This is a genomic window from Bacillus sp. SYZHCR11 (genome assembly GCF_057196865.1).
This window is the reverse complement of the sequence record NZ_JBXUND010000003.1, coordinates 234,175-259,444: the sequence shown is the minus strand read 5'-3', so window position 1 is coordinate 259,444 and position 25,270 is coordinate 234,175. Positions and strand designations below refer to the sequence as shown.

Annotated in this window: 22 protein-coding genes, 2 tRNA genes and 1 other annotated feature; of the genes, 2 read left to right on the top strand and 22 right to left on the bottom strand. The window is 47.0% G+C overall.

Translation table 11 applies throughout. From position 1 onward, the window contains the following. Positions 1-8 precede the first annotated feature (8 nt). From hemB to hemA, 5 genes are read right to left on the bottom strand one after another with little or no spacing between them, the layout of a single operon-like run. Positions 9-983: a porphobilinogen synthase gene (gene hemB / locus AC2CGA_RS13085; RefSeq protein ID WP_003152632.1), complete on the bottom strand. Its 975-nt coding sequence runs from the start codon at positions 981-983 to the stop codon at positions 9-11. A gap of 2 nt (positions 984-985) precedes the next feature. Then, positions 986-1,768: a uroporphyrinogen-III synthase gene (locus AC2CGA_RS13080; RefSeq protein WP_014305519.1), complete on the bottom strand. Its 783-nt coding sequence runs from the start codon at positions 1,766-1,768 to the stop codon at positions 986-988. Beyond that, complete coding sequence (gene hemC / locus AC2CGA_RS13075) at positions 1,758-2,699, bottom strand: hydroxymethylbilane synthase (protein ID WP_003152630.1); 942 nt, start codon at positions 2,697-2,699, stop codon at positions 1,758-1,760. Before hemC ends, AC2CGA_RS13080 begins: the two co-directional genes overlap by 11 nt. Before the next feature lie 34 nt (positions 2,700-2,733). Next, complete coding sequence (locus AC2CGA_RS13070) at positions 2,734-3,564, bottom strand: cytochrome c biogenesis protein (RefSeq protein WP_003152629.1); 831 nt, start codon at positions 3,562-3,564, stop codon at positions 2,734-2,736. A 7-nt stretch (positions 3,565-3,571) separates the two neighbouring features. Then, the gene (gene hemA, locus AC2CGA_RS13065) at positions 3,572-4,939 is read right to left on the bottom strand and encodes a glutamyl-tRNA reductase (protein WP_015387890.1); all 1,368 of its coding nucleotides are present in this window, start codon (positions 4,937-4,939) and stop codon (positions 3,572-3,574) included. Positions 4,940-5,133: 194 nt separating this feature from the next. Here hemA and AC2CGA_RS13060 point away from each other — a divergent pair, with 194 nt between their 5' ends. After that, positions 5,134-5,625, top strand: coding sequence for a hypothetical protein (locus AC2CGA_RS13060; RefSeq protein ID WP_014305520.1), 492 nt, complete (start codon positions 5,134-5,136; stop codon positions 5,623-5,625). 32 nt (positions 5,626-5,657) lie between these two features. Here the strand turns inward: AC2CGA_RS13060 and yihA are convergent, their stop codons facing one another. From yihA to ilvB, 13 genes are all read right to left on the bottom strand, one after another. Next, on the bottom strand, positions 5,658-6,245 hold the full coding sequence (gene yihA, locus AC2CGA_RS13055) for a ribosome biogenesis GTP-binding protein YihA/YsxC (protein ID WP_003152626.1): 588 nt from the start codon (positions 6,243-6,245) through the stop codon (positions 5,658-5,660). Then, complete coding sequence (gene lon / locus AC2CGA_RS13050; protein WP_139885343.1) at positions 6,242-8,566, bottom strand: endopeptidase La; 2,325 nt, start codon at positions 8,564-8,566, stop codon at positions 6,242-6,244. The genes yihA and lon overlap by 4 nt, the downstream gene beginning before the upstream one ends. 199 nt (positions 8,567-8,765) lie before the next feature. Next, the gene (gene lonB / locus AC2CGA_RS13045; protein ID WP_003152622.1) at positions 8,766-10,424 is read right to left on the bottom strand and encodes an ATP-dependent protease LonB; all 1,659 of its coding nucleotides are present in this window, start codon (positions 10,422-10,424) and stop codon (positions 8,766-8,768) included. A gap of 149 nt (positions 10,425-10,573) precedes the next feature. Then, positions 10,574-11,836, bottom strand: a complete 1,263-nt coding sequence (gene clpX, locus AC2CGA_RS13040) for an ATP-dependent protease ATP-binding subunit ClpX (RefSeq protein ID WP_003152620.1) — start codon at positions 11,834-11,836, stop codon at positions 10,574-10,576. Positions 11,837-12,107: 271 nt separating this feature from the next. After that, complete coding sequence (tig, locus tag AC2CGA_RS13035) at positions 12,108-13,382, bottom strand: trigger factor (RefSeq protein ID WP_003152618.1); 1,275 nt, start codon at positions 13,380-13,382, stop codon at positions 12,108-12,110. Between the two features lie 216 nt (positions 13,383-13,598). Beyond that, on the bottom strand, positions 13,599-14,603 hold the full coding sequence (gene ddcA / locus AC2CGA_RS13030) for a DNA damage checkpoint antagonist DdcA (RefSeq protein WP_003152614.1): 1,005 nt from the start codon (positions 14,601-14,603) through the stop codon (positions 13,599-13,601). A 118-nt stretch (positions 14,604-14,721) separates the two neighbouring features. After that, positions 14,722-15,321: a 3-isopropylmalate dehydratase small subunit gene (gene leuD, locus AC2CGA_RS13025; protein ID WP_003152608.1), complete on the bottom strand. Its 600-nt coding sequence runs from the start codon at positions 15,319-15,321 to the stop codon at positions 14,722-14,724. 15 nt (positions 15,322-15,336) lie between these two features. After that, positions 15,337-16,755 carry a 3-isopropylmalate dehydratase large subunit gene (gene leuC, locus AC2CGA_RS13020; protein WP_003152606.1) on the bottom strand — a complete coding sequence of 473 codons (1,419 nt, stop codon included), beginning with the start codon at positions 16,753-16,755 and terminating at the stop codon, positions 15,337-15,339. A 49-nt stretch (positions 16,756-16,804) separates the two neighbouring features. Further along, complete coding sequence (leuB, locus tag AC2CGA_RS13015) at positions 16,805-17,902, bottom strand: 3-isopropylmalate dehydrogenase (protein ID WP_003152604.1); 1,098 nt, start codon at positions 17,900-17,902, stop codon at positions 16,805-16,807. A 20-nt stretch (positions 17,903-17,922) separates the two neighbouring features. Beyond that, a complete protein-coding gene (locus tag AC2CGA_RS13010) occupies positions 17,923-19,479 on the bottom strand; it encodes a 2-isopropylmalate synthase (RefSeq protein ID WP_043867325.1) in 1,557 nt (518 codons plus the stop codon). Then, positions 19,466-20,494 carry a ketol-acid reductoisomerase gene (ilvC, locus tag AC2CGA_RS13005; protein WP_003152600.1) on the bottom strand — a complete coding sequence of 343 codons (1,029 nt, stop codon included), beginning with the start codon at positions 20,492-20,494 and terminating at the stop codon, positions 19,466-19,468. Before ilvC ends, AC2CGA_RS13010 begins: the two co-directional genes overlap by 14 nt. Positions 20,495-20,516: 22 nt before the next feature. Next, positions 20,517-21,035, bottom strand: a complete 519-nt coding sequence (ilvN, locus tag AC2CGA_RS13000) for an acetolactate synthase small subunit (RefSeq protein ID WP_003152598.1) — start codon at positions 21,033-21,035, stop codon at positions 20,517-20,519. Next, positions 21,032-22,756 carry an acetolactate synthase large subunit gene (gene ilvB, locus AC2CGA_RS12995; protein ID WP_024085665.1) on the bottom strand — a complete coding sequence of 575 codons (1,725 nt, stop codon included), beginning with the start codon at positions 22,754-22,756 and terminating at the stop codon, positions 21,032-21,034. The genes ilvN and ilvB overlap by 4 nt, the downstream gene beginning before the upstream one ends. 119 nt (positions 22,757-22,875) lie before the next feature. After that, positions 22,876-23,127, bottom strand: a binding site (T-box leader). Positions 23,128-23,549: 422 nt separating this feature from the next. On the opposite strand from ilvB, the gene AC2CGA_RS12990 reads away from it, so the two are divergent. Beyond that, on the top strand, positions 23,550-23,900 hold the full coding sequence (locus AC2CGA_RS12990) for a hypothetical protein (RefSeq protein ID WP_014305527.1): 351 nt from the start codon (positions 23,550-23,552) through the stop codon (positions 23,898-23,900). A gap of 39 nt (positions 23,901-23,939) precedes the next feature. Here the strand turns inward: AC2CGA_RS12990 and AC2CGA_RS12985 are convergent, their stop codons facing one another. From AC2CGA_RS12985 to AC2CGA_RS12970, 4 genes are all read right to left on the bottom strand, one after another. After that, on the bottom strand, positions 23,940-24,125 hold the full coding sequence (locus AC2CGA_RS12985; protein ID WP_003152588.1) for a hypothetical protein: 186 nt from the start codon (positions 24,123-24,125) through the stop codon (positions 23,940-23,942). Positions 24,126-24,375: 250 nt separating this feature from the next. Beyond that, a tRNA-Arg gene (locus AC2CGA_RS12980) sits at positions 24,376-24,449 on the bottom strand. Positions 24,450-24,571: 122 nt separating this feature from the next. Further along, positions 24,572-24,645: transfer RNA gene (locus tag AC2CGA_RS12975), tRNA-Arg, on the bottom strand. Between the two features lie 113 nt (positions 24,646-24,758). Then, a complete protein-coding gene (locus tag AC2CGA_RS12970) occupies positions 24,759-25,268 on the bottom strand; it encodes a YfcE family phosphodiesterase (RefSeq protein WP_003152586.1) in 510 nt (169 codons plus the stop codon). Between the last annotated feature and the right edge of the window lie 2 nt (positions 25,269-25,270).

Sequence of the window (25,270 nt, the reverse complement as noted above, 5' to 3'; positions counted from 1 at the left end):
TGAAATCGTTACTCAGCAAGCCATTTCGCTGCGTCTTTTGCATGATACGTCATAATCAGATCGGCTCCTGCACGTTTCATGCCCGTTAAAATTTCCAGCACCATTTCTTTTTCTTTAATCCAGCCGTTTTGGGCTGCCGCTTTCACCATGGAATACTCCCCGCTCACATTATATGCGACCAGCGGCAGGTGATGGCGGTTTTTCACATCACGCATAATATCTAAGTATGACATAGACGGTTTGACGATTAAAAAGTCAGCGCCTTCTGCCGCGTCTGATTCAGCCTCACGTAGCGCTTCCAGGCGGTTGGCCGGATCCATCTGGTATGTTTTTCGGTCACCGAACTGCGGCGTGCTGTCAGCCGCGTCGCGGAACGGGCCGTAGAATTCACTTGAATATTTCACGGCATAAGACATAATCGGAATATTCGTGAATCCTTCTTTGTCGAGCGCTTCCCTGATCACTGTGACAAAACCGTCCATCATATTTGAAGGAGCGATGATGTCAGCGCCGGCTTTAGCCTGGCTGACGGCTGTCTGCGCCAGCAGCTCAAGCGACTCGTCATTGAGGATTACTCCGTCTTTCACGACCCCGCAATGGCCGTGATCCGTGTATTCACAGAGACATGTATCAGCGATGACGATCATTTCAGGATAATGCTTTTTAATTTCAGCAATCCCTTTCTGCACAATGCCATGATCGTGAAAAGCCTGGGTTCCGCAGGCGTCTTTTTCTTCCGGCACGCCGAAAACGATGACCGACTTAATGCCGAGCGATATCAGCTCAGCCATTTCATCCTTTAACAAATCGAGTGATACATGATAAACCCCCGGCATGGAAGGAACTTCTTTTTTTCCTTCGAGTCCTTCAACGACAAATAACGGGTAAATAAAATCTGAAGGGTGAAGACGTGTTTCTTTTACTAGATCTCTCATCGCAGCGTTCGCGCGCAAACGGCGGTGTCTGTTAAATGTTTGATTCATCATTATCTATCCTTTCCCGACATGCTGCACATGACGTCCAGCATGCCTTCAATCGTATAGGTGTCAGGCACATGGGATGAGATCCCGTATTCCAAGAGCGCTTTCTCTGTCAAAGGGCCGATGCTGATATAGCTCGCACCGCTGTTTTCCCACGCTTTTTCTCCGTCTCCGACCGCGTGCATAAACGTATGCACCGCCGATGAACTGGTAAACGTAATAAAATCAAAATGAGAGCGGGATGCAGCCCGTCTCAGCTCGTCCATGCCTTTTTCATCCTGAATGGTATTGTATAACACCCATTCCCTTATTTGATAGCCAAGCGGCTCAAGCTCCGCTTTTATGACATCGCGTGATAAATTGCCCTTTATCAATGAAACGGGTTCGGCAGCTGATGCGTGCCGTTTTAAAGTATCAGCCAGACATTCCGCCACATACTCGTCAGGCATCGCATCCGTCCGGGCTCCCCGCTCTTTCAGGGCGCGCGCTGTCTTTTCACCGACGGCTGCGATTTTTTTCCGTTCCGGAAGCGCAAGGCCATGCTGATCAAGGTAGGAAAAAAAGAACCGGACACCGTTTACGCTTGTAAACACAAGCCAGCCCGGTTCAGAAAGGTCTTCCCGCAGACTGTCCGCACATTCATCCGGGAGCGCTTCCTGAAAAGCGATCAGAGAGGCGGAAACAGCCGTTCCGCCGAGCGCCTCCACTTTTTTTCGGAACGGTGCTGCCTGTCTTTTGTTCCGGGTGACGAGCACGGTCTTTCCTTGTAAAGGAAGGTCATTTGCCATCCTGTTCGAGCTCCTGTTTCACGCTGTCGATTAGTGCTTTGGCTCCTTTTTCAGACATCATCGCCGCACAGCGTTTCCCGATTTCTTCCGGATCATGTCCCGCCGCTGTTTCTTTATAAATCGTCTTTCCGTCCGGAGACGCGACAAGACCGACCAATTCAACCTCATCCCGGTCATTGACGGACGCATACCCGGCTATCGGCACTTGGCAGCCGCCTTCCATCGCGTGTAAGAAAGCCCGTTCGGCTGCCACCGTGCGCTGCGTATACTCATCGGTAAATTGCGCAAACAGCTTCAAAAGCTCTTCATCCGACTCTCTGCATTCAATGGCAAGAGCGCCTTGGCCGACCGCAGGCAGACAGCGGTCCGGTTCGAGGAATTCCGATACGACATCATCTTTCCAGCCCATTCTCGAAAGCCCCGCAGCCGCTAAAATAATAGCATCGTAATCTTCCGTTTCAAGCTTTTGAAGTCTCGTATCGATATTGCCTCTGATCCACTTAATTGTAAGATCAGGGCGTTCAGCAAGAATCTGGGCGCTTCTTCTTAAACTGCTGGTGCCGATGATGCCCCCTTCTTTTATGCCGTCCAGCTTTTGATGCCCTTTTGAAATGAGCGCATCACGCGGATCCTCACGTTTCGGTATGCAGCCTATGACAAGACCCTCAGGCAAAACGGCGGGCATGTCTTTCATGCTGTGAACCGCCATATCAATCTCCTGATGCAGCAGCGCCTGTTCAATCTCTTTGACAAACAAACCTTTACCGCCCACTTTTGACAGTGTAACATCGAGGATGCGGTCGCCTTTTGTGACAATCTCCCGGATTTCAAAGTCATAGGAAGGATTCAATTCCTTCAGTTTGTTAATCACCCATTTTGTCTGGGTCATAGCCAGTTTGCTCCGTCTGGAACCTACCTTAATCGTTCTCATTTTCTTTCCTCCCGAATCTGTTTGGGCGCGTGCGTTAACTGAACCAATGGAATTGTGACAGGCTTCCGAGCAGGAAGTAATTAATCATCAGCACGAGAAAACATGCTGAATTCCATAACGCCGCCACTTTCCCCTGCAGTTCCTTAATCATTCTGATATATAAATAGTAGCTGTATAAAAGCAGCACAATAAACGAGCCGAGCACTTTTGAATCAAACCAGTACAGCGTTTCCAGCGACACATATGCCCAGATCACGCCTAATATCAGGCTCAACAGCAGCATCGGAACCCCGATGACATTTAAAACGTAAGCCATATAATCAAGTTTTGACAAATCTTCAATTCTCAACAGCCATTTTCCCCATTTTTTCTTCTTTAATAAAGAATATTGAAACTGATAAAGAAGCGAAAAGACAAAAGAAAGGGAAAAAGCGCCGTAAGACAGAATCGCCATTGTAATATGAATGACCAAAAGCTCTGAGACCAGCTGGCCGGAAAAGGCGGCCGAATGCTGATCCGTCGGTGAAAACGTATGGATCGCAATCATCGAGAAACCGATGACATTCGTGAAAAACACGATAAAATCAACCCGCAGAATCTGCGTGACCACAAGTGAAAGCGTGACAAGCACCCACGCATAAAAGTAAAGGGCCTCTGTAATATTCAAGACCGGAAATCTGCCCGTCTGCCACATGAAATAAGAAAGATAGACGGTTTGCAGAGTCCAGACAATAGAAAGCAACCAGAAGGCTATTTTTCCAGCCTTCCGGTTGTGTTGAAGAAAATCTATAAAGTAAAAAAGGACGCTTACTGCATAAATAACAATTGTCGCTTCATTAAGTCTTGCCATTGCTGTATCAATCATACAGCCCTCACTCACTTACAAGCGGACGTAAGCCCGTTTTTGCTTCTGCCTTTTGAAACGAATGAACCGTCTGGCGGTTATCCAGGCTTTTGTCCAGCTGGCGGCCGGCCTCTTCCTCAATATCGAAAATCTGCATAAACAGCTTCAGCTTTTCATCTGAATCCGCTTCAGCCGCAAGCTCTTTCGCTTTCAGAATCGGGTCGCGCAGCATTTGGTTAATGATGCTTTTCGTATGTTTGCTGAGAAGTTTTTTCTCTCTTACCGTCAGATGAGGCAGCTTGCGCTCAATGCTCTGCATCGTATCGGACTGGATGGACAGCGCCTTTTCACGCAGCGCCGAAATGACCGGCACGACGCCGAGCGTATTAAGCCACTGCTTAAACTCAACAATTGCCGCTTCAATAAACAGCTCGACTTTTTCAGCGGTTTCGCGGCGTTCTTGTAAGTTGGCTTCAACGATTCCTTCAAGGTCATCAATATCGTACAGAAAAACACCTTCAAGATCGTTAAGCGCCGGATCGAGGTCTCTCGGCACAGCGATATCCACCATAAATAACGGACGGCCTTTCCGCTGTCTGCCCGCTCTCTCCATCATTTCTTTAGACACGACGAAATCACTTGCGCCTGTCGAACTGATTAAAATATCAGCTTCAGCAAGTGCATGTTCAAGCTGGTTTAAGCTGCGCGCTTCTCCGGAGAAACGGTCAGCAAGCGCTTTTGCCTTCAAAAACGTTCTGTTGATGACCGTTACTTTGCCGATACCCTGACCGTGCAGGTTTTCTGCGGCGAGCTCGCCCATTTTTCCCGCACCGAGAATCAAAATGTGCTTATTTGACAATGAGCCGAAGATTTTTTTCGCGAGTTCAACAGCGGCGTAACTGACGGAAACGGCATTGGAGCCGATATCGGTTTCGGCATGCGTGCGTTTGCCGACGGTCACCGCCTGTTTAAACAGCTCATTGAAAATGGTGCCGATCGTCTTTTCTGCCTGCGCCGTTTTAAAGCTCGAGCGTACCTGGCCGAGTATTTGCGTCTCTCCGATGACCATGGAATCCAAACCGCACGCCACACGGAATAAATGCTCGATCGCCGCGTCGCTCTCATAAAATTTCAGAAACGGAGACAGCTCTTCTTTCGGCAGCGAGAACCATTCGGATAAAAATGTCTTTATATAATAACGGCCGGTATGAAGCTGGTCGACCACCGCATATATTTCGGTGCGGTTGCAGGTTGACACGATAATGTTTTCTAGAACGCTTTTTTCTTCTTTTAAGCGGAGCATCGCTTCTGCAAGCTCATCCGGCTGAAAACTTATTTTTTCGCGTATTTCAATAGGGGCGGATTTATAATCTACTCCCACAACAAGAATATGCATCGCTTTCATGCACCCCCGTACATCGCAATTTATTTATAATCATTCTAACATAGAATTTATTATTTATAATAATTATAACATAGTTTCTTCGGGAAAATGTGAACAGATTTCAAAAATGTTATGCTATAGTATAAAAAGCTCGTTCCCACTGTAATCATCATACTAAAAATCCTTTACTGCGGGTAGGTGACAGGATGAAAAAAACATCAATTTTATTACCGGGACTTCTGCTTGCCGCTTCATTATTCGCATGGCTTCAGAGCGGACAGGTTCACCTGTTTGCGAATCAGGGGGAATGGCCGGTGCTCCTTATGCTCTTGGGGGCCGTGCTCTTGTATCAGGGCAAAAAGGAAGCGGCCGGGCCTCACGTCCTGATCGGCATGCTTCTTTTCGGCATAGGTTTACACTTTTTCGCCAAACCTGAGCTCTCATGGTGGCCGGGAGATTTTGAAATGATTCTCTTCGTCTTCGGATTCTCCTTATTTGCGGCTGCCAGAAAAGAATATGTATACGAAGCGGCTGCCATGATTGGTTTTTCCCTCTTTTTATACTTCTTTAAACAAATTACGGCGTGGCTGGAATCCGTCCATATTCCGACGGAACACTTCAAAACATACTGGCCGTATGTTTTCATCGGAATCAGCCTTTTATTATTGTTTATCAAGCGGAACAAAACTATACGATAAAACCCAAAACGCACTGCGTTTTGGGTTTTTCATTACCGGCTGATCATTTTTTTAATGGCTCCCCATGCTTCATCTTTGCCTTTTTTCGTTTCAGAGGAAAATAAAATCAGCTCATCTTCAGGATCCATATCAAGCGTCTGTTTGACAACCTTTAAGTGCTTGTCCCATTTTCCTTTTGGAATCTTATCCGCTTTTGTCGCAATGACGATGACGGGAATGCCGTAATACTTCAGGAATTCATACATGTTCACGTCTTCAGCAGACGGCGCGTGTCTGAGGTCGACAATCTGCACGCAGGCTTTCAGCTCTTCGCGGGTCGTCATATAGGTTTCAATCATTCTCCCCCATGCTTCCCGCTCGCTTTTGGAAACTTTCGCAAATCCGTACCCGGGAACGTCGACAAAATGCAATTCATCATTGATGATGTAAAAGTTTAAAGTCTGTGTTTTCCCCGGTTTTGATGACGTTCTGGCCAAGTTTTTCCGATTGATTAATGAATTGATAAAAGATGACTTTCCTACATTTGATCTGCCCGCCAGCGCGATTTCCGGAAGCCCCCCATCAGGGTACTGTTCGGGTTTGACCGCGCTGATCACGATTTCTGACTTTGTGACTTTCATTTCTTCTCTCCTACTAAGGCATGTTCCAAAACGTCATCCAGGTGAGAAACGAATATAAACTTCAGTCCTTCTCTGACGCTTTCTGGAATATCCTCTATATCTTTTTCGTTATCTTTAGGCGCAATAATAGTGGTCAGGCCCGCTCTGTGCGCGCCGAGCGCCTTTTCTTTCAGTCCGCCGATCGGAAGCACGCGCCCCCGCAGCGTGATTTCTCCCGTCATACCGACTTCGCGTTTTACCGCACGGTCCGTTAATGCTGAAACGAGCGCCGTGGCCATCGTAATTCCGGCAGAAGGGCCGTCTTTCGGCACCGCTCCTTCAGGGACATGGATATGAATGTCATACTTCTCATGGAATTTCGGGTCGATTCCGAACTGTTCCGCTTTCGAACGGACATAACTGAAAGCGGCCTGCGCTGATTCCCGCATGACATCTCCAAGCTTCCCTGTCAGAACCAGCTTTCCTTTTCCCGGTGACAATGACACTTCGATTGACAGCGTATCTCCGCCGACCGTCGTATACGCGAGCCCCGTGACAACCCCGATTTGATCTTCGGTTTCCGCCTGTCCGTATCTGAATATCCGTTTTCCGAGATAGTCGGCCAGATTTTTCTCTGTAACGGTAATGCGTTTTCTCTCCTCAGACACAATGGCTTTCGCAGCCTTTCGGCAAATGGCGGCAATCTGGCGTTCAAGCGTTCTCACGCCGGCTTCCCTCGTATAGTAGCGGATGATGTCCGTAATCGCCTGATCCCGAATCTGCAGGTTGCTCTTTGTGAGCCCGTGCTCTTTGATTTGTTTCGGCAGCAGGTGATCTTTCACGATCTCCAGCTTTTCGTTTTCAGTGTAGCCTGACAGGCTGATAATCTCCATTCTGTCTCTGAGAGGGCCAGGGATGGAAGCAAGGTTATTCGCAGTCGCGATAAACAGTACTTTCGATAAATCGAACGTCTCTTCAATATAGTGGTCGCTGAATGTGCTGTTTTGTTCCGGATCCAGCACCTCAAGCATCGCCGAAGACGGATCGCCTCTGAAATCAGACGACATTTTGTCGATCTCGTCGAGGAGAAAGACCGGATTTTGTTTGCCGGCTTTTTTCATCCCCTGTATAATACGGCCGGGCATCGCCCCGACGTATGTGCGCCGGTGCCCGCGGATTTCAGACTCATCGCGCACTCCGCCCAGTGAAATTCTCACAAAAGTGCGTCCCATGCTCGTACTGATTGATTTTGCAAGAGATGTTTTACCGACTCCCGGAGGTCCGGCCAGACAAAGAATCGGCCCTTTCAGCGTTTTCGTCAGCTGTTTCACGGCCAAATACTCCAAAATCCGCTCTTTCACTTTCTCTAAGCCGTGATGCTCTTTATCTAAGATTTCCCCGGCTTTTTTTATATCAAGTTTATCTTCTGTTTCATCCGACCACGGAAGGGCAATGAGCCAGTCAATATAATTGCGGATAACAGAGCTTTCCGCTGAGCTTGACGGCACTTTTTCGTAACGGCTTAATTCCTTAAGCGCCGTTTCTTTGACACGCTCAGGCATGCCTGCTTCTTCTATCTTTCCCGTGAGCGACTGAACTTCGCCGGTTTTTCCTTCTTTGTCGCCAAGCTCCTTCTGAATGGCTTTCATCTGTTCGCGCAAATAATATTCCTTTTGAGTGCGTTCCATCGAACGTTTGACGCGCTGACCGATTTTTTTCTCAATCTCCAGCACTTCTTTTTCATTATGAATGGAACGAATGACCTTATTCAGACGTTCTTTAATATCCGCCGTTTCTAGAATGTCCTGCTTGTCCTTTAATTTCAGCGGGAGATGAGAAGCGACGATATCCGCCATTCTGCCGGGCTCTTCAATATCAGTCACAGCCGCATACGTTTCTGCGGAAATTTTTTTAGAAATTTTTATGTACTGGTCAAAATGGTCCAGCAGCGTCCGCATAAGCGCTTCGTCTTCCACGTCTTTTGAATCATCCTCATGCATCAGCTGTATATCGACCGAAGTATAATCTTCGAGTTCGGTGTATTCAAGGATCTGCGCCCGCTGAATTCCTTCTACAAGCACTCTGATCGTACCGTTGGGCAGCTTCAGCATCTGTTTAATTTTTGTATAAGTGCCGACGGCGAAAATATCCTCTTCACCCGGTTCGTCTATCGAAATATCCTGCTGAGTGGCTAAAAAAATCATATGATCATGCATCATTGCCTGTTCAAGAGCCTGAACCGACTTGTCACGGCCTACATCTAAATGTAAAACCATTGTCGGGTATACCAATAAGCCTCTTAAAGGGAGGAGCGGGATGCTGCGTTTTGTATCTTCTGCCATGTGACTGACACCTCCGTGACTTTAGTATGAACCATTATAATACAACTTTTTCATCGTTGTACAATTCCGGGATCGGGCTTAAATCGGCTTATCCGCCTGCCCTGTATATAAAACAGTCTCTTCGTAGTATACCCTTTCTTTCTGTTCTGAAAAAGGAAAAGATGTCCTCCATAAAAAAACCCCATTATAAAAATGGGGTTTATACGGATTCTTTATTCATTTGGATATCAAACGGTTTTTGTTCTGAAGGAGGGTCAACCAATATGACGTCAAGCACTTCCTGGAACGTTTTTACCGCTTTAATGGTGATTCCGTCTATTCGTTTCAGAATGGACTGCTGATTTTCATAAGGGATAATGACCGTTTTTGCTCCAGCCTGTTTTGCGGCTTTAATTTTCGGAATGACGCCGCCGATCGGTTTGACAAGCCCCGTCAGGCTGATTTCTCCCGTCATCGCCACCGTATGGTCGATCGGGATGCGGTGAATCGCGGAAAAAATCCCCGCGGCCATCGCGATACCTGCTGAAGGTCCGTCAATCGGGCCTCCGCCCGGAAAATTGACGTGAATGTCATAGTCTGAAGGTTTGATGCCCATTGTGCGGAGAACCGTCAGCACATTTTCCACAGATCCCTTCGCCATGCTTTTGCGGCGGATCGACTTCGATTGGCTGCCGATGCTTTCTTCCTCTGCAATTCCCGTGATATTCAGGCTTCCTTTGTCCTGCGCAGGTGTGACATTCACTTCGATTTCCAGCAATGCGCCGCTGTTCGGCCCGTAGACGGCAAGTCCGTTCACGATGCCGACTTGCGGTTCATCGGCGATTTTCTGCTCATTTTTAGGTGTGAGCTGACTGGAATGAACAACCCATTCTATATCTTCTGTCGTGATTTCTTTTCTGTCCTCAGTCACCGCCATGCCGGCGGCGATCTGGATCATATTGACGGCTTCACGTCCGTTTCTCGTATATGCGGTCAGCACGCTGAGAGCTTCGTCAGAAATCTCTTTCTGAATTTTGTCGGCTGCTTTTTTCGCAACGATTTTAAGTTCATCCTTTTCCAGCTCGCGGAAAAATACTTCAAGACAGCGCGAACGGATGGCCGGAGGAATTTCAGTCGGCATTCTCGTTGTCGCACCGATCAAACGGAAATCCGCCGGAAGCCCATTTTGAAAAATATCATGGATATGATTCGGTATTTGCGTATTTTCTTCACTGTAATACGCACTGTCTAAAAATACTTTTCGGTCTTCAAGCACCTTCAGCATTTTATTCATCTGAATCGGGTGAAGCTCGCCGATTTCATCAATAAACAATACCCCGCCGTGAGCATGGGTCACAGCCCCCTGTTTCGGCTGCGGAATGCCTGCTTGGCCCATCGCACCCGCTCCCTGATAAATCGGATCATGCACTGAACCGATAAGCGGATCGGCAATCCCCCGTTCATCAAATCGCGCGGTCGTCGCATCAAGTTCAACAAAAACAGCCTGCTTTTGAAACGGTGACTGTTTATGCTTTTTCGCTTCTTCCAATACCAACCGCGCCGCAGCCGTTTTACCGACTCCCGGAGGACCGTAAATAATGACGTGCTGCGGGTTCGGTCCGCAAAGCGCTGCTTTTAACGCTTTAATTCCGTCTTCCTGGCCGACAATGTCCTGAAAGCTTTTCGGCCGCACCTTTTCTGATAAAGGTTCTGATAAACTGATGGCGCGCATTTTGCGCAGCTGTTCCATTTCCTTTTTTGATTCTTTATCTATCGTCACTTTTTGTGTTCGCTGGTTTTTGAGCAGATTCCAAAAATATAGTCCGATGACTATCCCGAAAAACAGCTGTACAAATAATGCGATCCCTGTCCAACTCATGCTGGTCCCTCCTGAAAAAACGATTTATGTATCCAATTCATTCCTCTGTCCGCTAGTATCTCCCAGCAAAGCCCGGAATAAACATTTTCAGAAGGGTCAGGACAAGAAAAAAACCTCCTGATTAATTCGGGTCAGGAGGTTTTGTCGTGTTATGCTGATGTTTTATCTTGGCCGACAACAGTGCCGTCTTTTAATACAAGACGCGGCGCTTCACCGTCTGCGACTGTCGCTCCGGTAATGACACATTTTTCAATATCATCGCGGGACGGCAGATCAAACATGACGTCAAGCATGATGCCTTCAATGATAGAACGCAGGCCGCGTGCGCCTGTTTTACGCTCGATCGCTTTTTTCGCAATTTCAGATAATGCCTCGCCTTCAAATTCAAGCTCGACATCATCAAGTTCTAACATTTTCTTGTATTGTTTGACGAGTGCGTTTTTCGGTTTAGTCAGAATTTCAACCAGTGCCGTTTCGTCAAGCTGCTCAAGGCTTGCAATGACAGGAAGACGGCCGATGAATTCAGGAATCAGACCGAAACGGAGCAGGTCTTCCGGAAGAACTTTAGAAAGCAGTTCTTCTTTTTCCAGGTCTGCCGCTTTATTATCAGAGCCGAAGCCGATGACTTTTTGTCCGAGACGGCGTTTGATGATTTGTTCGATGCCGTCAAATGCACCGCCGCAAATGAACAGAATGTTCGTCGTATCGATCTGGATGAATTCCTGATGAGGATGTTTGCGTCCTCCTTGAGGCGGCACGCTTGCAACCGTTCCTTCAAGAATTTTCAGCAGCGCCTGCTGAACGCCTTCGCCTGATACATCGCGTGTAATGGACGGGTTTTCAGATTTTCGCGCTACTTTATCGATTTCATCGATATAGATAATGCCTTTTTCTGCTTTTTCCACATCATAGTCTGCTGCCTGAATCAGCTTGAGGAGGATGTTTTCTACGTCCTCACCGACATATCCGGCTTCAGTCAGAGATGTAGCGTCCGCGATCGCAAACGGAACGTTCAGAATACGCGCAAGCGTCTGGGCAAGAAGTGTTTTCCCGCTTCCAGTCGGTCCGATTAAAGAAATATTACTTTTAGAAAGCTCAACATCATCCACTTTACTGTTGGAATTGATGCGTTTGTAATGGTTGTATACCGCAACCGCAAGTGATTTCTTCGCCTGATCCTGTCCGATGACATATTCATTCAGAATCTCACGGATTTCCTGCGGCTTCGGAACGTCTTTAAATTCGACTTCTTCTTCCGTACCAAGCTCTTCCTCTACGATTTCTGTACAGAGCTCAATACATTCGTCGCATATATATACACCCGGTCCTGCAACCAGCTTACGAACCTGATCTTGCGTTTTTCCGCAGAACGAGCATTTCAATTGTCCTTTTTCCTCGTTGAATTTAAACATTCTTTCACCCCTTAATCTTGTCTCACTTTTTCTTTTACCTGAAGGGCAAAAGAAAACGGTTCTTGCTACGATCGAGTATGTATTGCATTTTACCATACTTTCCAGTAAGACGGTAACAATGTGTTTCGCACTTGCACATTCTATATGTATGACGAAAAACAGCCCGGCAATGACTATCTTGCCCCAAGAAAAAGAGTTATATCATAATTGTACAAAACAAGGCACGAATTAATCGCGCCCTGTTTTATTATGTCTATTATTATGAACCATATTAACGGTTTTCTACAAGAAAATCAATTGCTTTTCGAACTTTTAAGTCTTCTTTCATCGCGTCAGTTGAACCGATTGCCTGCTTGATGTTTTCAACCGGCATGTTGTAAGCTTCAGCCATTTTAGTCAGCTCAGCTTCAACTTCTTCGTCCGTTACTTCAAGGTTTTCTGCTTGAGCGATCGCTTCAAGAGTCAGGTTTGATTTTACGCGTTTTGCGGCATCTTCTTTCATTTGCTCTTTTAACGCGTTTTCGTCTTGGCCTGAGAATTGAGTGTAAAGCTCAAGGTTCATGCCTTGCATTTGCAGACGCTGTTCGAATTCTTTCAGCATGCGGTCAAGCTCAGTGTCGATCATCGCTTGAGGAACATCAGCTTCAGCGTTTTCAGATGCTTTCAGAACAAGCTCTTCACGCAATTTAGCGTCAGCTTCGTTTTCTTTTGCTTCTTCAAGGCGTTTTTTTGTTTTCTCGGTTAATTCAGCAAGCGTTTCAACTTCTTCGTCAATGTCTTTTGCGAATTCGTCGTTAAGCTCAGGAAGCTCTTTCGCTTTGATTTCATGAATTTTCACTTTGAAAACAGCTGGTTTTCCGGCAAGCTCTTCAGCGTGGTACTCTTCAGGGAATGTTACTTCAACATCCTTTTCAGCGCCTGCTTCAAGGCCTGTTAACTGCTCTTCGAAGCCCGGGATGAATGAACCTGATCCTACTTCAAGTGAGTAGTTCTCAGCTTTTCCGCCTTCAAACGCTTCGCCGTCAACGAAACCTTCGAAGTCAAGAACGACTGTATCGCCGTTTTCAACAGCGCCTTCTTCTTTCACGACAAGCTCAGCCTGACGCTCTTGAAGCGCTTTAAGTTCGTTTTGTACATCTTCGTCAGTAACGGCAGTGTCATCTTTTTCGATTCCTAAGCCTTTGTAATCGCCAAGTTTCACTTCCGGTTTTACAGTCACTTTTGCAGTGAAAATTAAGCTTTCGCCTTTTTCGATTTTTTCAACATCGATTTCAGGGCGGTCTACAGGCTCAATGCCGGCTTCTTCAACCGCTTTAGGGTATTCTACAGGAAGTAAAATATCTAAAGCATCCTGGTAAAGAGCTTCAACGCCGAAACGCTGTTCGAATAAACCGCGGGGAACTTTCCCTTTGCGGAATCCAGGAATAGAAACCTGTTTTACTACTTTTTTAAATGCATCATCAAGAGCTGTTTTGAACGTATCCGCATCAACTTCAACCGTTAATACGCCTTCGTTGCCTTCTTGTTTTTCCCATTTTACAGACATGTGTTTCCCTCCAAAAATCTATTCAGGTTGTGTCGGTCTTCCATTCTAAAGCAATCCGCGGCTTTGTCAAAGAAAAAACCGCTTTGAATCAGAATCATTATGTAATGAACTGGCAGCCTGTCCAACCGTAATTCTCATTTCAGTTAAACCGCTATACATAAATACAACCACTATATTATAACATAACGCCTACTGCTTTCAACTATATGGTGTGATTTACAAATAAGAAATTTCTTCAATATCCTTAATCATCGTGCAGGCTTCTTCGAGTTCGCGGCTGTCAAACTCGTACATCAGATGAAGTTCCTCCGGCTCAATGTCAATGCCGTGCATCTCGTAACCGACCTTATGAAGCGCCGCCGCCCATAAATCCGCGTTCAAAAACTTCGGCATAAAAGGGTGCAGGACGTACAGATGTCTTCTCCACAGCTCCTCGACGGCAGCATATAATGTAGGGTTTTCATTGCCCAGCGTTTCATCAAGCACCCGGAGAACGCGGTGCAAAATCGGAGCCGCATCAGGCTGGACCGTTTCACTCGGTATCGCGGTCATTGAATCGCCGAATTTTGTAATATGGACCGGTTTACTGTAGTCGTGCTCGGCCATCAGCGTCAAAATCATTGTCTTAATAAGAGGATGCGCGCCCGGATCTTGAAGAATCGTTTTTAAGAGACCCGTGTATTTTGCAATATTGCGGTCTTTAAGAGAATGAATCAGATTCATTTGTTCAGCGGGGCTGTTCAGCACTTTTTCCGTATCAAGAATGTCCTCGTATTCCTCCTCCCACGCCTCCTCCTGCTGATCGGGATCGGTCATTTTGCGGCTGAATTCGAGCAGCCGGTAGAATTGCTCCGCACTTTCTGCGGGCAGCTGGTTTTCTTCCAGCACAGCTTCAATTGTGCTTTTGACTTCTTCATATTGTTTCAGCTGAATTAAAATGGTCATGTACACCTGCAATACGGTGAAATAATGGCCGTACCCTTCATTCAGCATTTTCTCGCAAACTTGTTTTGCTTCTTCCAATTCCCCGAGTTCCAGAAAACAAATCGCCATGCCTAAATGTACGTCGGACTCGGTATCGCCGTGGCTTACCGCCTCTGAAAACAGTTCGAGGGCCTCCTCATACTGTTTATCCTTCATGGCGGCCATCCCTTTATCAACCAAGCGTTCTTTCAGACGGGGGAAAGGAATGATATCAGCTTTTTTCTTGTCATGCGTCATACTTTATTTCCTTTCAGGCGCTTATTTTGTTCAAGTGTATCAACACGCGTCATGAAACACAAGAAAGGATGATGCACACGGTAAAAAAAGCCGCCGGACAGATGCCGGGCGGCTTTTTTCAGGCTTGAAGCCATGAACTTCTTTTCGATTCAAACTGCTGAATGTCGTCCTCCAGCAGAAGCGTTAATGAAATTTCATCATAACCGTTAATCAGCATTTCCTTCCAGTGCGGATCGACTTCAAATGAAATCTCTTTTCCTTCACTGTCGTGAATGAGCTGGTTTTCCAAATCAACCGTCATATTTAGAGACTGATTTTCATATTGACCGGCGAGTTTTTTCCACTGATCATACGGCATACGGATGGGAAGCATACCGTTTTTAAAACAGTTCTGATGAAAAATATCGGCAAATGACGGAGCAATGATGATTTTGAAGCCGTAATCATCCAGCGCCCAAGGAGCGTGCTCACGGGATGATCCGCAGCCGAAATTCTCTCCGGCAATTAATATGGACGCGCCTTCATAGACTTTGCGGTTTAATTCAAATTCAGGATCAGGCTCACCGTTCTCAAGGTATCTCCAATCAAAAAACGCGAATCTGCCGTATCCGGTTCTTTCAATTCTTTTCAAAAACTGTTTCGGAATAATCTGGTCCGTATCGACGTTGATCCGGTTTAAGACGGCCGCTTTTCCCGTATGCATTTTTAAAGGTTCCATCTTTTCGCGCACTCCTTACACAACTGTTTTTTCTTGATAAAACTTTCTTACATCGACGAAATGCCCGTGAATGGCCGCCATTGCCGCCATCGCCGGACTGACAAGGTGTGTTCTCGCGCCTTTTCCCTGTCTGCCTTCGAAATTGCGGTTGGAGGTGGAAGCGCATCGTTCCCCTTCAGGCACGACATCATTGTTCATACTGAGGCACATGCTGCAGCCTGATTCCCTCCATTCAAAGCCGGCCTCGAGAAACACGCGGTGCAGCCCTTCTTCCTCGGCCTGCTGTTTCACGCTTTGAGAACCCGGCACCACAATGGCTCTGACGCTGTCGGCGACTTTTCGGCCTTTGATCATATCCGCAGCCTGGCGAAGATCGGTCATCCGTGAATTTGTACAGGAGCCGATAAACACATGCTCGACTTTAATATCTTCAATTTTTTGATTCGGCGCGATCCCCATGTATTCGTAAGCGCGGATGGCTTCTTTTTTACCGTCTTCAGAATCAATCGTTTCCGGCGCAGGTATTTGGGCATCGACCGGAAGAACCATGCCGGGATTGACACCCCATGTTACCATTGGAGAAATTTCGCTGCCGTCTAACACGATGGAATGATCGTATACGGCGCCCGGATCGGTTTTTAACGCTTTCCATTCTGCGGCGGCTTTTTCAAATTCCTCGCCTTTTGGCGCGTATTTACGGTTTTTACAGTATTCAATCGTCGTGTCATCAGGAGCGATCAGTCCCGCACGGGCTCCCGCTTCTATTGACATATTGCAGACAGTCATGCGTTCGTCCATAGACATGTTTCTGAATACTTCCCCGGTGTATTCAATGACATATCCGGTACCGAATTTCACCCCGTATTTTCCGATGACCGACAAGATGACATCCTTCGCTGTCACTCCTTTTTGGAGCGTTCCGTCAACGCGGATTTCAAGCGTTTTCGGCCGCTGCTGCCATAATGTCTGTGTGGAAAGAACATGTTCCACCTCACTTGTGCCGATACCGAAGGCAAGCGCTCCGAACGCGCCGTGAGTCGATGTATGGCTGTCTCCGCAAACGATCGTTTTTCCCGGAAGTGTCAGACCAAGCTCAGGCCCGACCACATGAACGATTCCCTGGTCTGCGCTGTGAAGATCCGCAAGACGGACGCCGAACTCCTCGCAATTCCGTTCAAGCGCGGTTACTTGGCGCTTTGCGACTTCATCTTTAATGTCAAAACGGTTGACGGTCGGAATATTGTGGTCCATCGTCGCGAACGTGTTCTGCGGCCGTCTGACCTTTCTTCCCTTCTGCCTTAACCCTTCAAACGCCTGAGGAGACGTCACCTCATGAATGAGGTGCAGATCAATATAGAGAAGGTCGGGTTTTCCTTCACCGCTTTTTACAACATGCCGATCCCAAATCTTTTCGATGATTGTTCGAGGCATCATCTTTGTTTCCTCCCTCTACCTATGAACTAAGACCGCTTTCTTTAAAGCGTCACACTATAGATTTTGTATTCGAGCCGGCTAATGCGGCTTTTACTTTTTCAGTAATGTCATGCGTTCCGGCATATTGGCCGTCCCGGGCGATATCACGTGTACGGCTGCCGTCTGCAAGCACCTTTGCGACCGCTTTTTCCACCGCCTGCGCTTCGTTTTCAAGTCCGAAAGATGTTCTCAAAAGCATCGCCGCTGATAAAATCGCCGCAAACGGATTGGCCATCCCTTTACCGGCGATATCAGGCGCAGATCCATGCACGGGTTCAAACAAGTGAAGACCTGAACTTGATAAACTGGCTGACGGCAGCATGCCGAGCGAGCCTGTCAGCATGGAGGCTTCATCGCTTAAAATATCGCCGAACATATTCTCAGTTACGATGACGTCAAACTGGCTCGGAGCGTAGATGAGCTGCATCGCGGCATTATCGACAAGCATATGTTCAAGCGTCACATCAGGAAATTCTTTTGCGATTTCATCCGCCGTTTCACGCCACAGTCTGCTTGAAGAAAGCACATTCGCCTTATCAACGGACGTCACTTTTCCTTTTCTGCCGGCAGCCATCTTAAAGGCTTCTCTGACAACGCGTGCGATTTCTTCTTTCTTATAAAAAAGGGTATCGACCGCTTCCTTTTCTCCCGCTTCATTGACATACTGTCTGCTCGGTTCTCCGAAGTAGAGGCCGCCCGTCAGTTCCCTGACGATTACAAAGTCGACGCCGCTGATATATTCTTTTTTCAGCGGAGACGCCTCAGACAAGCTTTCAAATACGGTCACGGGACGCAGATTGGCAAACAGGCCGAGCTTTTTTCTGATGCCGAGCAGGCCTTTTTCCGGTCTGAGCTCCGGAGGATTTTGGTCCCATTTCGGCCCGCCGACTGCCCCGAGCAGAATGGCGTCGGATCTTTCACAAAGAGCCACCGTCTCCTCAGGAAGGGGGTTTTGATGGGCGTCAATCGCCGCTCCCCCGATCAGCCCGTTTTCAAATTCAAATTCATGTCCGAATTGTTCGGCAACGCTTTTCAATACATCTGCCGCTGATTCCGCCACTTCCGGTCCGATTCCGTCACCTGGAAGCAAAGCAATGCGTTTTTTCAAATCAAACGTTCTCCTTTCTATTACGAGCCGACCGCAGTCCGTCTCTTTAATCCGTCTAAATTGCAATCCAGCACCAACTGCCGGTTCACGGCGTTCAGATAAGCTTTAGCAGAAGCTTCCAGAACATCCTGCGCGATTCCCCGCCCTGATGTTTCTTTTCCGTTCACGGTCACTCTGACATAAACTTGAGCCAGCGCGTCTTCGCCTTTCCGGTTGGATTGGATGCGGTAGTCTGTCAGTTCAATATTTTTATCGATGCAGCGCCCGAGCGTATTATAAACGGCTTCTACGCTGCCCGCCCCCGTTGCCGCCTCTTGAATCAGCTGTTCGTTTTCCTGGTTTTTCAAAGAGACTGTTGCAGTCGGCACCTGAGACGTTCCGTAATGCACTTGCAGAGACAGAAATTCATAGCCGATTTTTTTGTCCGTCACTTTTTCTTCTAAAATAAGAGAAATCAAGTCATCATCGGTGATTTCTTTTTTCTTTTCGGTCAGTTCTTTAAACATCGTAAAAAATTTATTGATTTCCTCACTATCAAACTGGAATCCAAGCGCATTCAGGCGGTCTTTGAACGCATGGCGTCCGGAATGCTTTCCGAGTACGAGCGCATCAGCAGTCACGCCGACAAGTTCCGGTGAAATGATTTCATATGTTGATTTTTCTTTCAGGAAACCGTCTTGGTGAATGCCGGATTCATGTGCGAAAGCGTTATCTCCGACGATTGCTTTATTGCGGGGAACGGCCATGCCCGTCAGTTTGCTGACAAGATCACTCGTCCGCTTCAATTCATGAAGATTGAGAGATGAATCGGCTTGATGCGCGTCATTTCTGACATGAAGCGCAACGGCGATTTCCTCTAGCGCGGCGTTCCCGGCTCTTTCTCCTATGCCGTTAATGGCGCATTCAATTTGATCAGCGCCGTTCTCAATTGCCGAAAGTGAGTTGGCAACCGCCATTCCGAGATCATCGTGGCAATGGGCAGAGAGCTTTACCCGGCTGATATTCGGAACGTGTTCCTTCATATATTTAAAGATGTTTCCGTATTCAGCAGGCGTCAGGTAACCTACAGTGTCCGGCAGGTTGATGACGCTCGCGCCGGCATCAATCACTTTTTCTACGATTTCAGCCAGAAACGGAAGTTCGGTGCGGCATGCGTCTTCTGCCGACCACTGAACGATCGGAAAGCGTTCTTTTGCATACTTCACCATTTCAACCGCTTTTTCCTTAACCTCGTCCCGCGTCATTTTCAGCTTATGCTTCAGATGAATGTCAGAGGTGGCGATAAAGATGTGAATGCGCGGGCTGACCCCGTCTTTCAGCGCTTCCCAGGCTGCGTCAATGTCACCTTTGACAGATCGGGCAAGCCCTGTTACCGAACAATTTTTAATCGTTCTTGCGATTTCCTGCACGGCTAAAAAATCACCTCGGGATGAAGCGGGAAATCCCGCTTCAATAATGTCAACCCCGAGTCTTTCAAGCTGCTTGGCTATCGCCAGTTTCTCCCGGGAATTGAGGTTGACCCCGGGAGATTGTTCACCGTCACGAAGGGTCGTGTCGAAAACATTAATTTTGCGCAACGGAGACCACCGCTTCCTTCTTTTTGCCTTGTTTGACAAACGGCATCATTTCACGAAGCTGTCTGCCGACCTTTTCAATCTGATGCTCGTTTTCGCTTGCATTGATCGCATTGAAACGAGGACGGTTCACTTGGTTTTCCACGATCCATTCTTTTGCGAATGTACCGTTTTGAATATCCGTTAATACTTGTTTCATCGATTCTTTTACCTTCGCATCGACTACGCGCGGTCCTGATACAAAGTCTCCCCATTGAGCCGTATCGGAGATAGAGTATCTCATGCCCGCCAATCCTTCTTCATACATCAAGTCTACGATCAGCTTCAGTTCGTGCAGACACTCGAAGTATGCGAGTTCAGGCTGGTAGCCGGCTTCTGTCAGCGTTTCAAAACCCGCTTTGACAAGCGCCGTTAAACCTCCGCACAGAACAGCCTGCTCACCGAACAAATCCGTTTCCGTTTCTTCCTTAAATGTTGTTTCAAGAACCCCCGCACGCGCTCCGCCGATTCCTTTTGCATAAGCAAGAGCCGTATCTTTCGCTTCGCCTGATACATCCTGGTAGATGGCAAACAATGCCGGTACGCCCGCGCCTTGTTCATATGTTCTTCTGACAAGGTGTCCAGGTCCTTTAGGGGCGACAAGGAATACATCCACATCAGCAGGAGGCACGATCTGATGGAAATGGACGTTAAATCCGTGTGCGAATACCAATGACTTGCCCGCCGTCAATTCATCTTTGATTTCAGCTTCATATACTTTTTGCTGCTGCTCATCCGGAAGAAGAACCATAATGATATCAGCCTGGGCAGCCGCTTCTCTTACCGAAAAGACTTTATGACCGTCTTCTTGGGCCTGTGTAAATGATTTGCCTTGTCTGACGCCGACAATGACATCAATTCCGCTTTCTTTTAAGTTCAGCGCGTGTGCATGACCTTGTGAACCGTAACCGATAATCGCTACTTTTTTACCTGCCAATACGTTCTCTTTGATATCACCGTTATAATATACTTTTACCATTTTAATCTCTCCCTTTTTTGTGTTATACAATTGAAATTGTTTTATTGGATGACGCCTTCTGCTGGGTTCCCCTCGCAAAAGCCGTTGTGCCCGTTCTCGCGATTTCTTTAATTCCGTAAGGTTTGAGAAGCTCTATGAGCGCTTCGATTTTATTAGATTCACCGGTAACCTGAACGACGATGCTGTCTCTTGAGACATCAACGACGGAAGCTCTGAACGGCTCAATGATTCCATTGATTTCCGTTCTGGCCGACGGTGCGGAAACAACTTTGATTAATGCCAGCTCACGCTGTACAATCGATTGGTTTGTAATATCCGTCACTTTCAGGACGTCAATTTGTTTGTTAAGCTGCTTTGTCAGCTGCTCTACGTCATTTTCGCCTTCCACATGGACGACAAATGTAATCCTTGAAACACCGCTTGTTTCCGTGTGGCCTACAGTGATGCTTTCGATATTATAGTGTCTTTTTGTAAACAGGCCGGTGATCCGGTTTAATACCCCCGAGCGGTTGACCACCGTTAATGTGATAATGCGTTTCAAGGTTTCACCCCCACCATTTCATGAAGTCCTTTACCCGGCGCGATCATCGGGAATACTTTCTCGCTTTTGGCGACCCGGACGTCAATAACGGCCGGTTCTTTTGATGAAAGCGCCTTTTTAAGCTCTTCTTCCGCCTCTTCTTCCGATGAAATCCGAACGCCTTTAATGCCGTAGGCTTCTGACAATTTGACAAAGTCAGGCTGCGCCGAGAATTTGGATTCAGAATAGCGTTCTTCATAGAAGATTTCCTGCCACTGTCTGACCATGCCCAGACATTCGTTGTTCAAGATAACCACTTTGACAGGAAGATTCAGCTGCCGGATGACATCTAATTCCTGAAGGGTCATCTGAAAACCGCCGTCTCCGAGGATGGCAACGACCGTGGCGTTACGATCGGCCAGCTGCGCTCCGATGGCCGCCGGAAGGCCGAAGCCCATTGTGCCGAGCCCCCCCGAGGTCACCCACTTATCAGCCTTTCGGAAAGGATAAAACTGAGCCGCCCACATCTGGTGCTGGCCGACATCCGTCGCCACAATCGCCTCACCGTTTGTGAATTGGTGAATATACTCAATCAGCTTTTGGGGTTTCAAGCCCTCTTCTCTGTCGTCTGTATACCAAAGCGGATATTCTTCTTTCCATTCTGAAAGCTGCTGTTTCCATTCCTCTGTCTGTCCCTGTTTTCCGTTTTGCTTCAATAATTCCTGAAGGACGATTTTACTGTCGCCGACCACCGGAATCTGCGTTTCGATAATTTTTCCGATTTCAGCAGGATCAATATCGATATGCGCTACTTTGGCCGATTTTGCAAAATGCTTCAGATTTCCGGTCACGCGATCATCGAACCGCGCTCCGATGCTGATCAGCAAGTCACAGTGGTAAAGCGCCATATTCGCTGTGTATGTGCCGTGCATCCCCGCCATTCCCAGAAAAAGAGGATGGTCTGCCGGGAAACCGCCCAGACCGAGAAGCGTGTGCGCTACCGGAATTTGCTGCTGTTCAGCATAATTTTTTAAATCTTCTGAAGCTTTACCGTGCAAAACACCCGCTCCGGCTAAAATAATCGGCTTTTTCGCACTGCTGACAGCTTCCACGAGCTTTCGGATCTGCAGATAGTTAGGCTCTTTTACCGGCTGATAACCCGGAAGATTGATCTCGTGATCATATCTGAATTCTCCTTCAAATGCTGCGACATCCTTCGGTATATCAATTAATACCGGGCCCGGTCTTCCCGTCGTGGCAATATGGAACGCCTCTTTAATCACACGGGGGAGATCTTCCGGACGGCGGACTTGGTAGCTGTGTTTCGTAATCGGCATCGTAATTCCTAAAATGTCGGCTTCCTGGAAAGCGTCGCTGCCGATGACCGAAGTGGCGACCTGACCGGTAAACACTACGAGCGGCAGTGAATCAATCATCGCATCCGCAAGACCGGTAACTAAATTTGTCGCTCCGGGTCCGGAGGTAGCAATCACAACCCCCGGCTTTCCGGAGACTCTCGCATACCCTTCTGCCGCATGAATCGCGCCTTGCTCGTGGCGGGGCAGGATGTGAACCAATCCTGATTGATACAGTTTATCGTAAATCGGAAGGACGGCTCCCCCCGGATAGCCGAAGATCATCTCGACATTTTCTTTCTTTAATGATTCAATCAGCATCAGAGCCCCGTTCATTGTTTTTGTACAATCGGCAGACAAAGAATCCGCCTGTACATTTGTGCCCATTTTCAGTTCCTCCTTTTCAATGTTCCCTTCTAAAATCCAATTCATAAAACGCAGCGCCGGCTGACGCAAATAAAAAAGCCTTCCCACCCACATTCAGCCAAGCATTTCATGCGATAGCCAAAAGGGGCGAAAAGGCTTTGCTCTCCGCGGTACCACCCTTGTTTACGGTCATATGCAGACCGTCTCATGGATAATGATTATCCGTTTTGATAACGAGTAAACATTGCGTTCACTCGGCCGAGTCCTACTCTTTACATTTCAGACCGGCACTCTGAGGGGAGTTCACTTTGATTTGTTTTACCGGCTCTCAGCGTTACCGGCTCTCTGTGAAAAACTTCAGCAAAGCTACTTATCCTCTTCTGCGCTTTTTATTATGGCAGCTCTTTTATTAAAAAAGAACCTTCATTTGTTTGTTTTTTCAGTGTTTTATGATTTTTCTTTTTAGCGTGAATCATTTATTTATTTTTGTTTGAACTCATATTACGCCCGTTTGCAGACAGTGTCAACAGCATTTTTATAATTATTAGACAATTTAGATTAATCAATCTATTTTGTATACGCTTTCATTACTGATATAAAAGGATCGGCAAATGTTAAAAGTTTTTATATTTTTTTTATTAATCTCTCAAGATTACATGAAATTTTTCCGTTCATATACGAATATGTCACATTTTATTACGCGATTTTTCTCTGTCCTTCCGGCATGCTTGTCAGATATTCCGTTCGATTGAACAGGCTCTTTATACAGACATACGCATACACTGTTCTTATCTCGTAAGAAATGAGTGATGTCATGAATAAGATGTTATCAGGCATGCAGGGCCTGCCTCCTGGATTTCCGCCTTTACCGGTCTTACCGCCGCAGTCTTACTATCCTCCGGCCCCGATGCATACAGCACCATATCAAGGCGGCCCTTCTTTTCAGCAGGGATTTCCGCCATCCGGATACGGACAGCAGACCCCGCAAAGCACACTGTCATTCGCCGGACAGCAATTCGTTCCGTACCCTTATACATCCGGGTACTACGGCCAAACCTTCAGTGACGTCGGCGGAAGCCTCGGCGCCGGGGCACATCCCGGCGCGCTCGGTGGCGGTTTCAGCGGCCATGCCGGGGGCTTCAGCGCTCCGAGCGGATTCAGATGATACAAAAACCGGTCTCACACGGCCGGTTTCTTTTCTTATTCACAGAGTATAACGTTCATTCCACTGATTCATTTCCTGCTCCGTATAGTAATCAGCCCTTGAAACCTCAACAATGATTAAACCGCATTGAGTGATTAAAAATTGTTTCAGTTCCTCAAACAGCTCGTCTTTTCCGCAAAAGATCGTTTCTATATTGTGATTTTTATATGCAAATGCGTACTTCAAAAGCTAATTCCTCCTGCTGTCTTTCTATCAATCATCAACAAAACGTATGATAGAAATCAGATAATTTATCACTCAAGGGCGCCTTAAGTATCTTTATACATATATTTATTACGGTAAATATTACATTAAGTTTCATTTACATTAAAATTACTTTACAATTTTCATCAAATACGGAACTTTTGTTTCGTAAAACTAAAAATAAAATACAAAAAAACCTCAAACCCATTGTCAGGGCTTGAGGTTTTTTATACGTCCCAGGAGAGATTCGAACTCCCGACCGACGGCTTAGAAGGCCGTTGCTCTATCCGGCTGAGCTACTGGGACATGAAAAACAAATATCTGCTGATTATTTTACCATGATATCAGTGAATTGACAATATAGTCATCCGATAAAAAAGGCCAGCGGCATCAGTTTTCACTCTGATGTCACCAGCTCTTTTTTTGTACGTCCCAGGAGAGATTCGAACTCCCGACCGACGGCTTAGAAGGCCGTTGCTCTATCCAGCTGAGCTACTGGGACAGCTTTTGCTTTATGTATCAGCGACAAGATTTATTATATACAGGTTCAAATCATAAGTCAATATTTTTTTAAAAACTTTTGATGGGGAAGAATGAAATCTCCCCCATCACTTGTTAAAAACTGATTGTATTCCCCAAGTCCTTCAATTCCCGACCCGTTTCGTCGTAAAATGTCACGGCGCCTTCTCTTTCTGTAAGAGTAAGAATGGCATAGCTTTTCACATTGCGGACTCTCGGAAGACGGATGCTGCCCGGATTAATCAAAAGCTTGCCCCGAAGCACTTCACTCCCCGCAATATGTGAATGGCCGAAGCAGACGATATCCGCCCCAAGCTCTTCCGCCCGGTAAAAAACAGTTAAAAGTGACTGTTTAATGCCGTGAAGATGCCCGTGAACGGCCAGAATTTTCTTTGAACCGGCATCCAGAAGGAGTTCATCCTGAAACCCGCCGCCAAAGTCGCAATTGCCTTTCACCTTGTGATACGGCGTGAGTGCCGGATGTGCGGCGTCAAGCTCTGAATCACCGCAATGAATCATCAGATCCGCTTCGTCTTCGTGCCGCTTTGCAATCGTCTCCAGCTCGTCTTCAAGGCCGTGACTGTCACTTATTATCAGCACTTTCATTG

What these genes read in the sequence shown, in the direction of transcription:
- leuC (WP_003152606.1), bottom strand. Translation starts at nt 16,755, where the DNA reads ATGATGCCTCGAACAATCATCGAAAAGATTTGGGATCGGCATGTTGTA.
- AC2CGA_RS13060 (WP_014305520.1), top strand. Translation starts at nt 5,134, where the DNA reads ATGAAAAAAACATCAATTTTATTACCGGGACTTCTGCTTGCCGCTTCA.
- leuD (WP_003152608.1), bottom strand. Translation starts at nt 15,321, where the DNA reads ATGGAACCTTTAAAAATGCATACGGGAAAAGCGGCCGTCTTAAACCGG.
- lon (WP_139885343.1), bottom strand. Translation starts at nt 8,566, where the DNA reads ATGGCAGAAGATACAAAACGCAGCATCCCGCTCCTCCCTTTAAGAGGC.
- AC2CGA_RS12990 (WP_014305527.1), top strand. Translation starts at nt 23,550, where the DNA reads ATGAATAAGATGTTATCAGGCATGCAGGGCCTGCCTCCTGGATTTCCG.
- hemA (WP_015387890.1), bottom strand. Translation starts at nt 4,939, where the DNA reads ATGCATATTCTTGTTGTGGGAGTAGATTATAAATCCGCCCCTATTGAA.
- tig (WP_003152618.1), bottom strand. Translation starts at nt 13,382, where the DNA reads ATGTCTGTAAAATGGGAAAAACAAGAAGGCAACGAAGGCGTATTAACG.
- yihA (WP_003152626.1), bottom strand. Translation starts at nt 6,245, where the DNA reads ATGAAAGTCACAAAGTCAGAAATCGTGATCAGCGCGGTCAAACCCGAA.
- AC2CGA_RS13070 (WP_003152629.1), bottom strand. Translation starts at nt 3,564, where the DNA reads ATGATTGATACAGCAATGGCAAGACTTAATGAAGCGACAATTGTTATT.
- ilvC (WP_003152600.1), bottom strand. Translation starts at nt 20,494, where the DNA reads ATGGTAAAAGTATATTATAACGGTGATATCAAAGAGAACGTATTGGCA.
- AC2CGA_RS12970 (WP_003152586.1), bottom strand. Translation starts at nt 25,268, where the DNA reads ATGAAAGTGCTGATAATAAGTGACAGTCACGGCCTTGAAGACGAGCTG.
- ilvB (WP_024085665.1), bottom strand. Translation starts at nt 22,756, where the DNA reads ATGGGCACAAATGTACAGGCGGATTCTTTGTCTGCCGATTGTACAAAA.
- lonB (WP_003152622.1), bottom strand. Translation starts at nt 10,424, where the DNA reads ATGAGTTGGACAGGGATCGCATTATTTGTACAGCTGTTTTTCGGGATA.
- ddcA (WP_003152614.1), bottom strand. Translation starts at nt 14,603, where the DNA reads ATGACGCATGACAAGAAAAAAGCTGATATCATTCCTTTCCCCCGTCTG.
- AC2CGA_RS13080 (WP_014305519.1), bottom strand. Translation starts at nt 1,768, where the DNA reads ATGGCAAATGACCTTCCTTTACAAGGAAAGACCGTGCTCGTCACCCGG.
- clpX (WP_003152620.1), bottom strand. Translation starts at nt 11,836, where the DNA reads ATGTTTAAATTCAACGAGGAAAAAGGACAATTGAAATGCTCGTTCTGC.
- hemB (WP_003152632.1), bottom strand. Translation starts at nt 983, where the DNA reads ATGAATCAAACATTTAACAGACACCGCCGTTTGCGCGCGAACGCTGCG.
- hemC (WP_003152630.1), bottom strand. Translation starts at nt 2,699, where the DNA reads ATGAGAACGATTAAGGTAGGTTCCAGACGGAGCAAACTGGCTATGACC.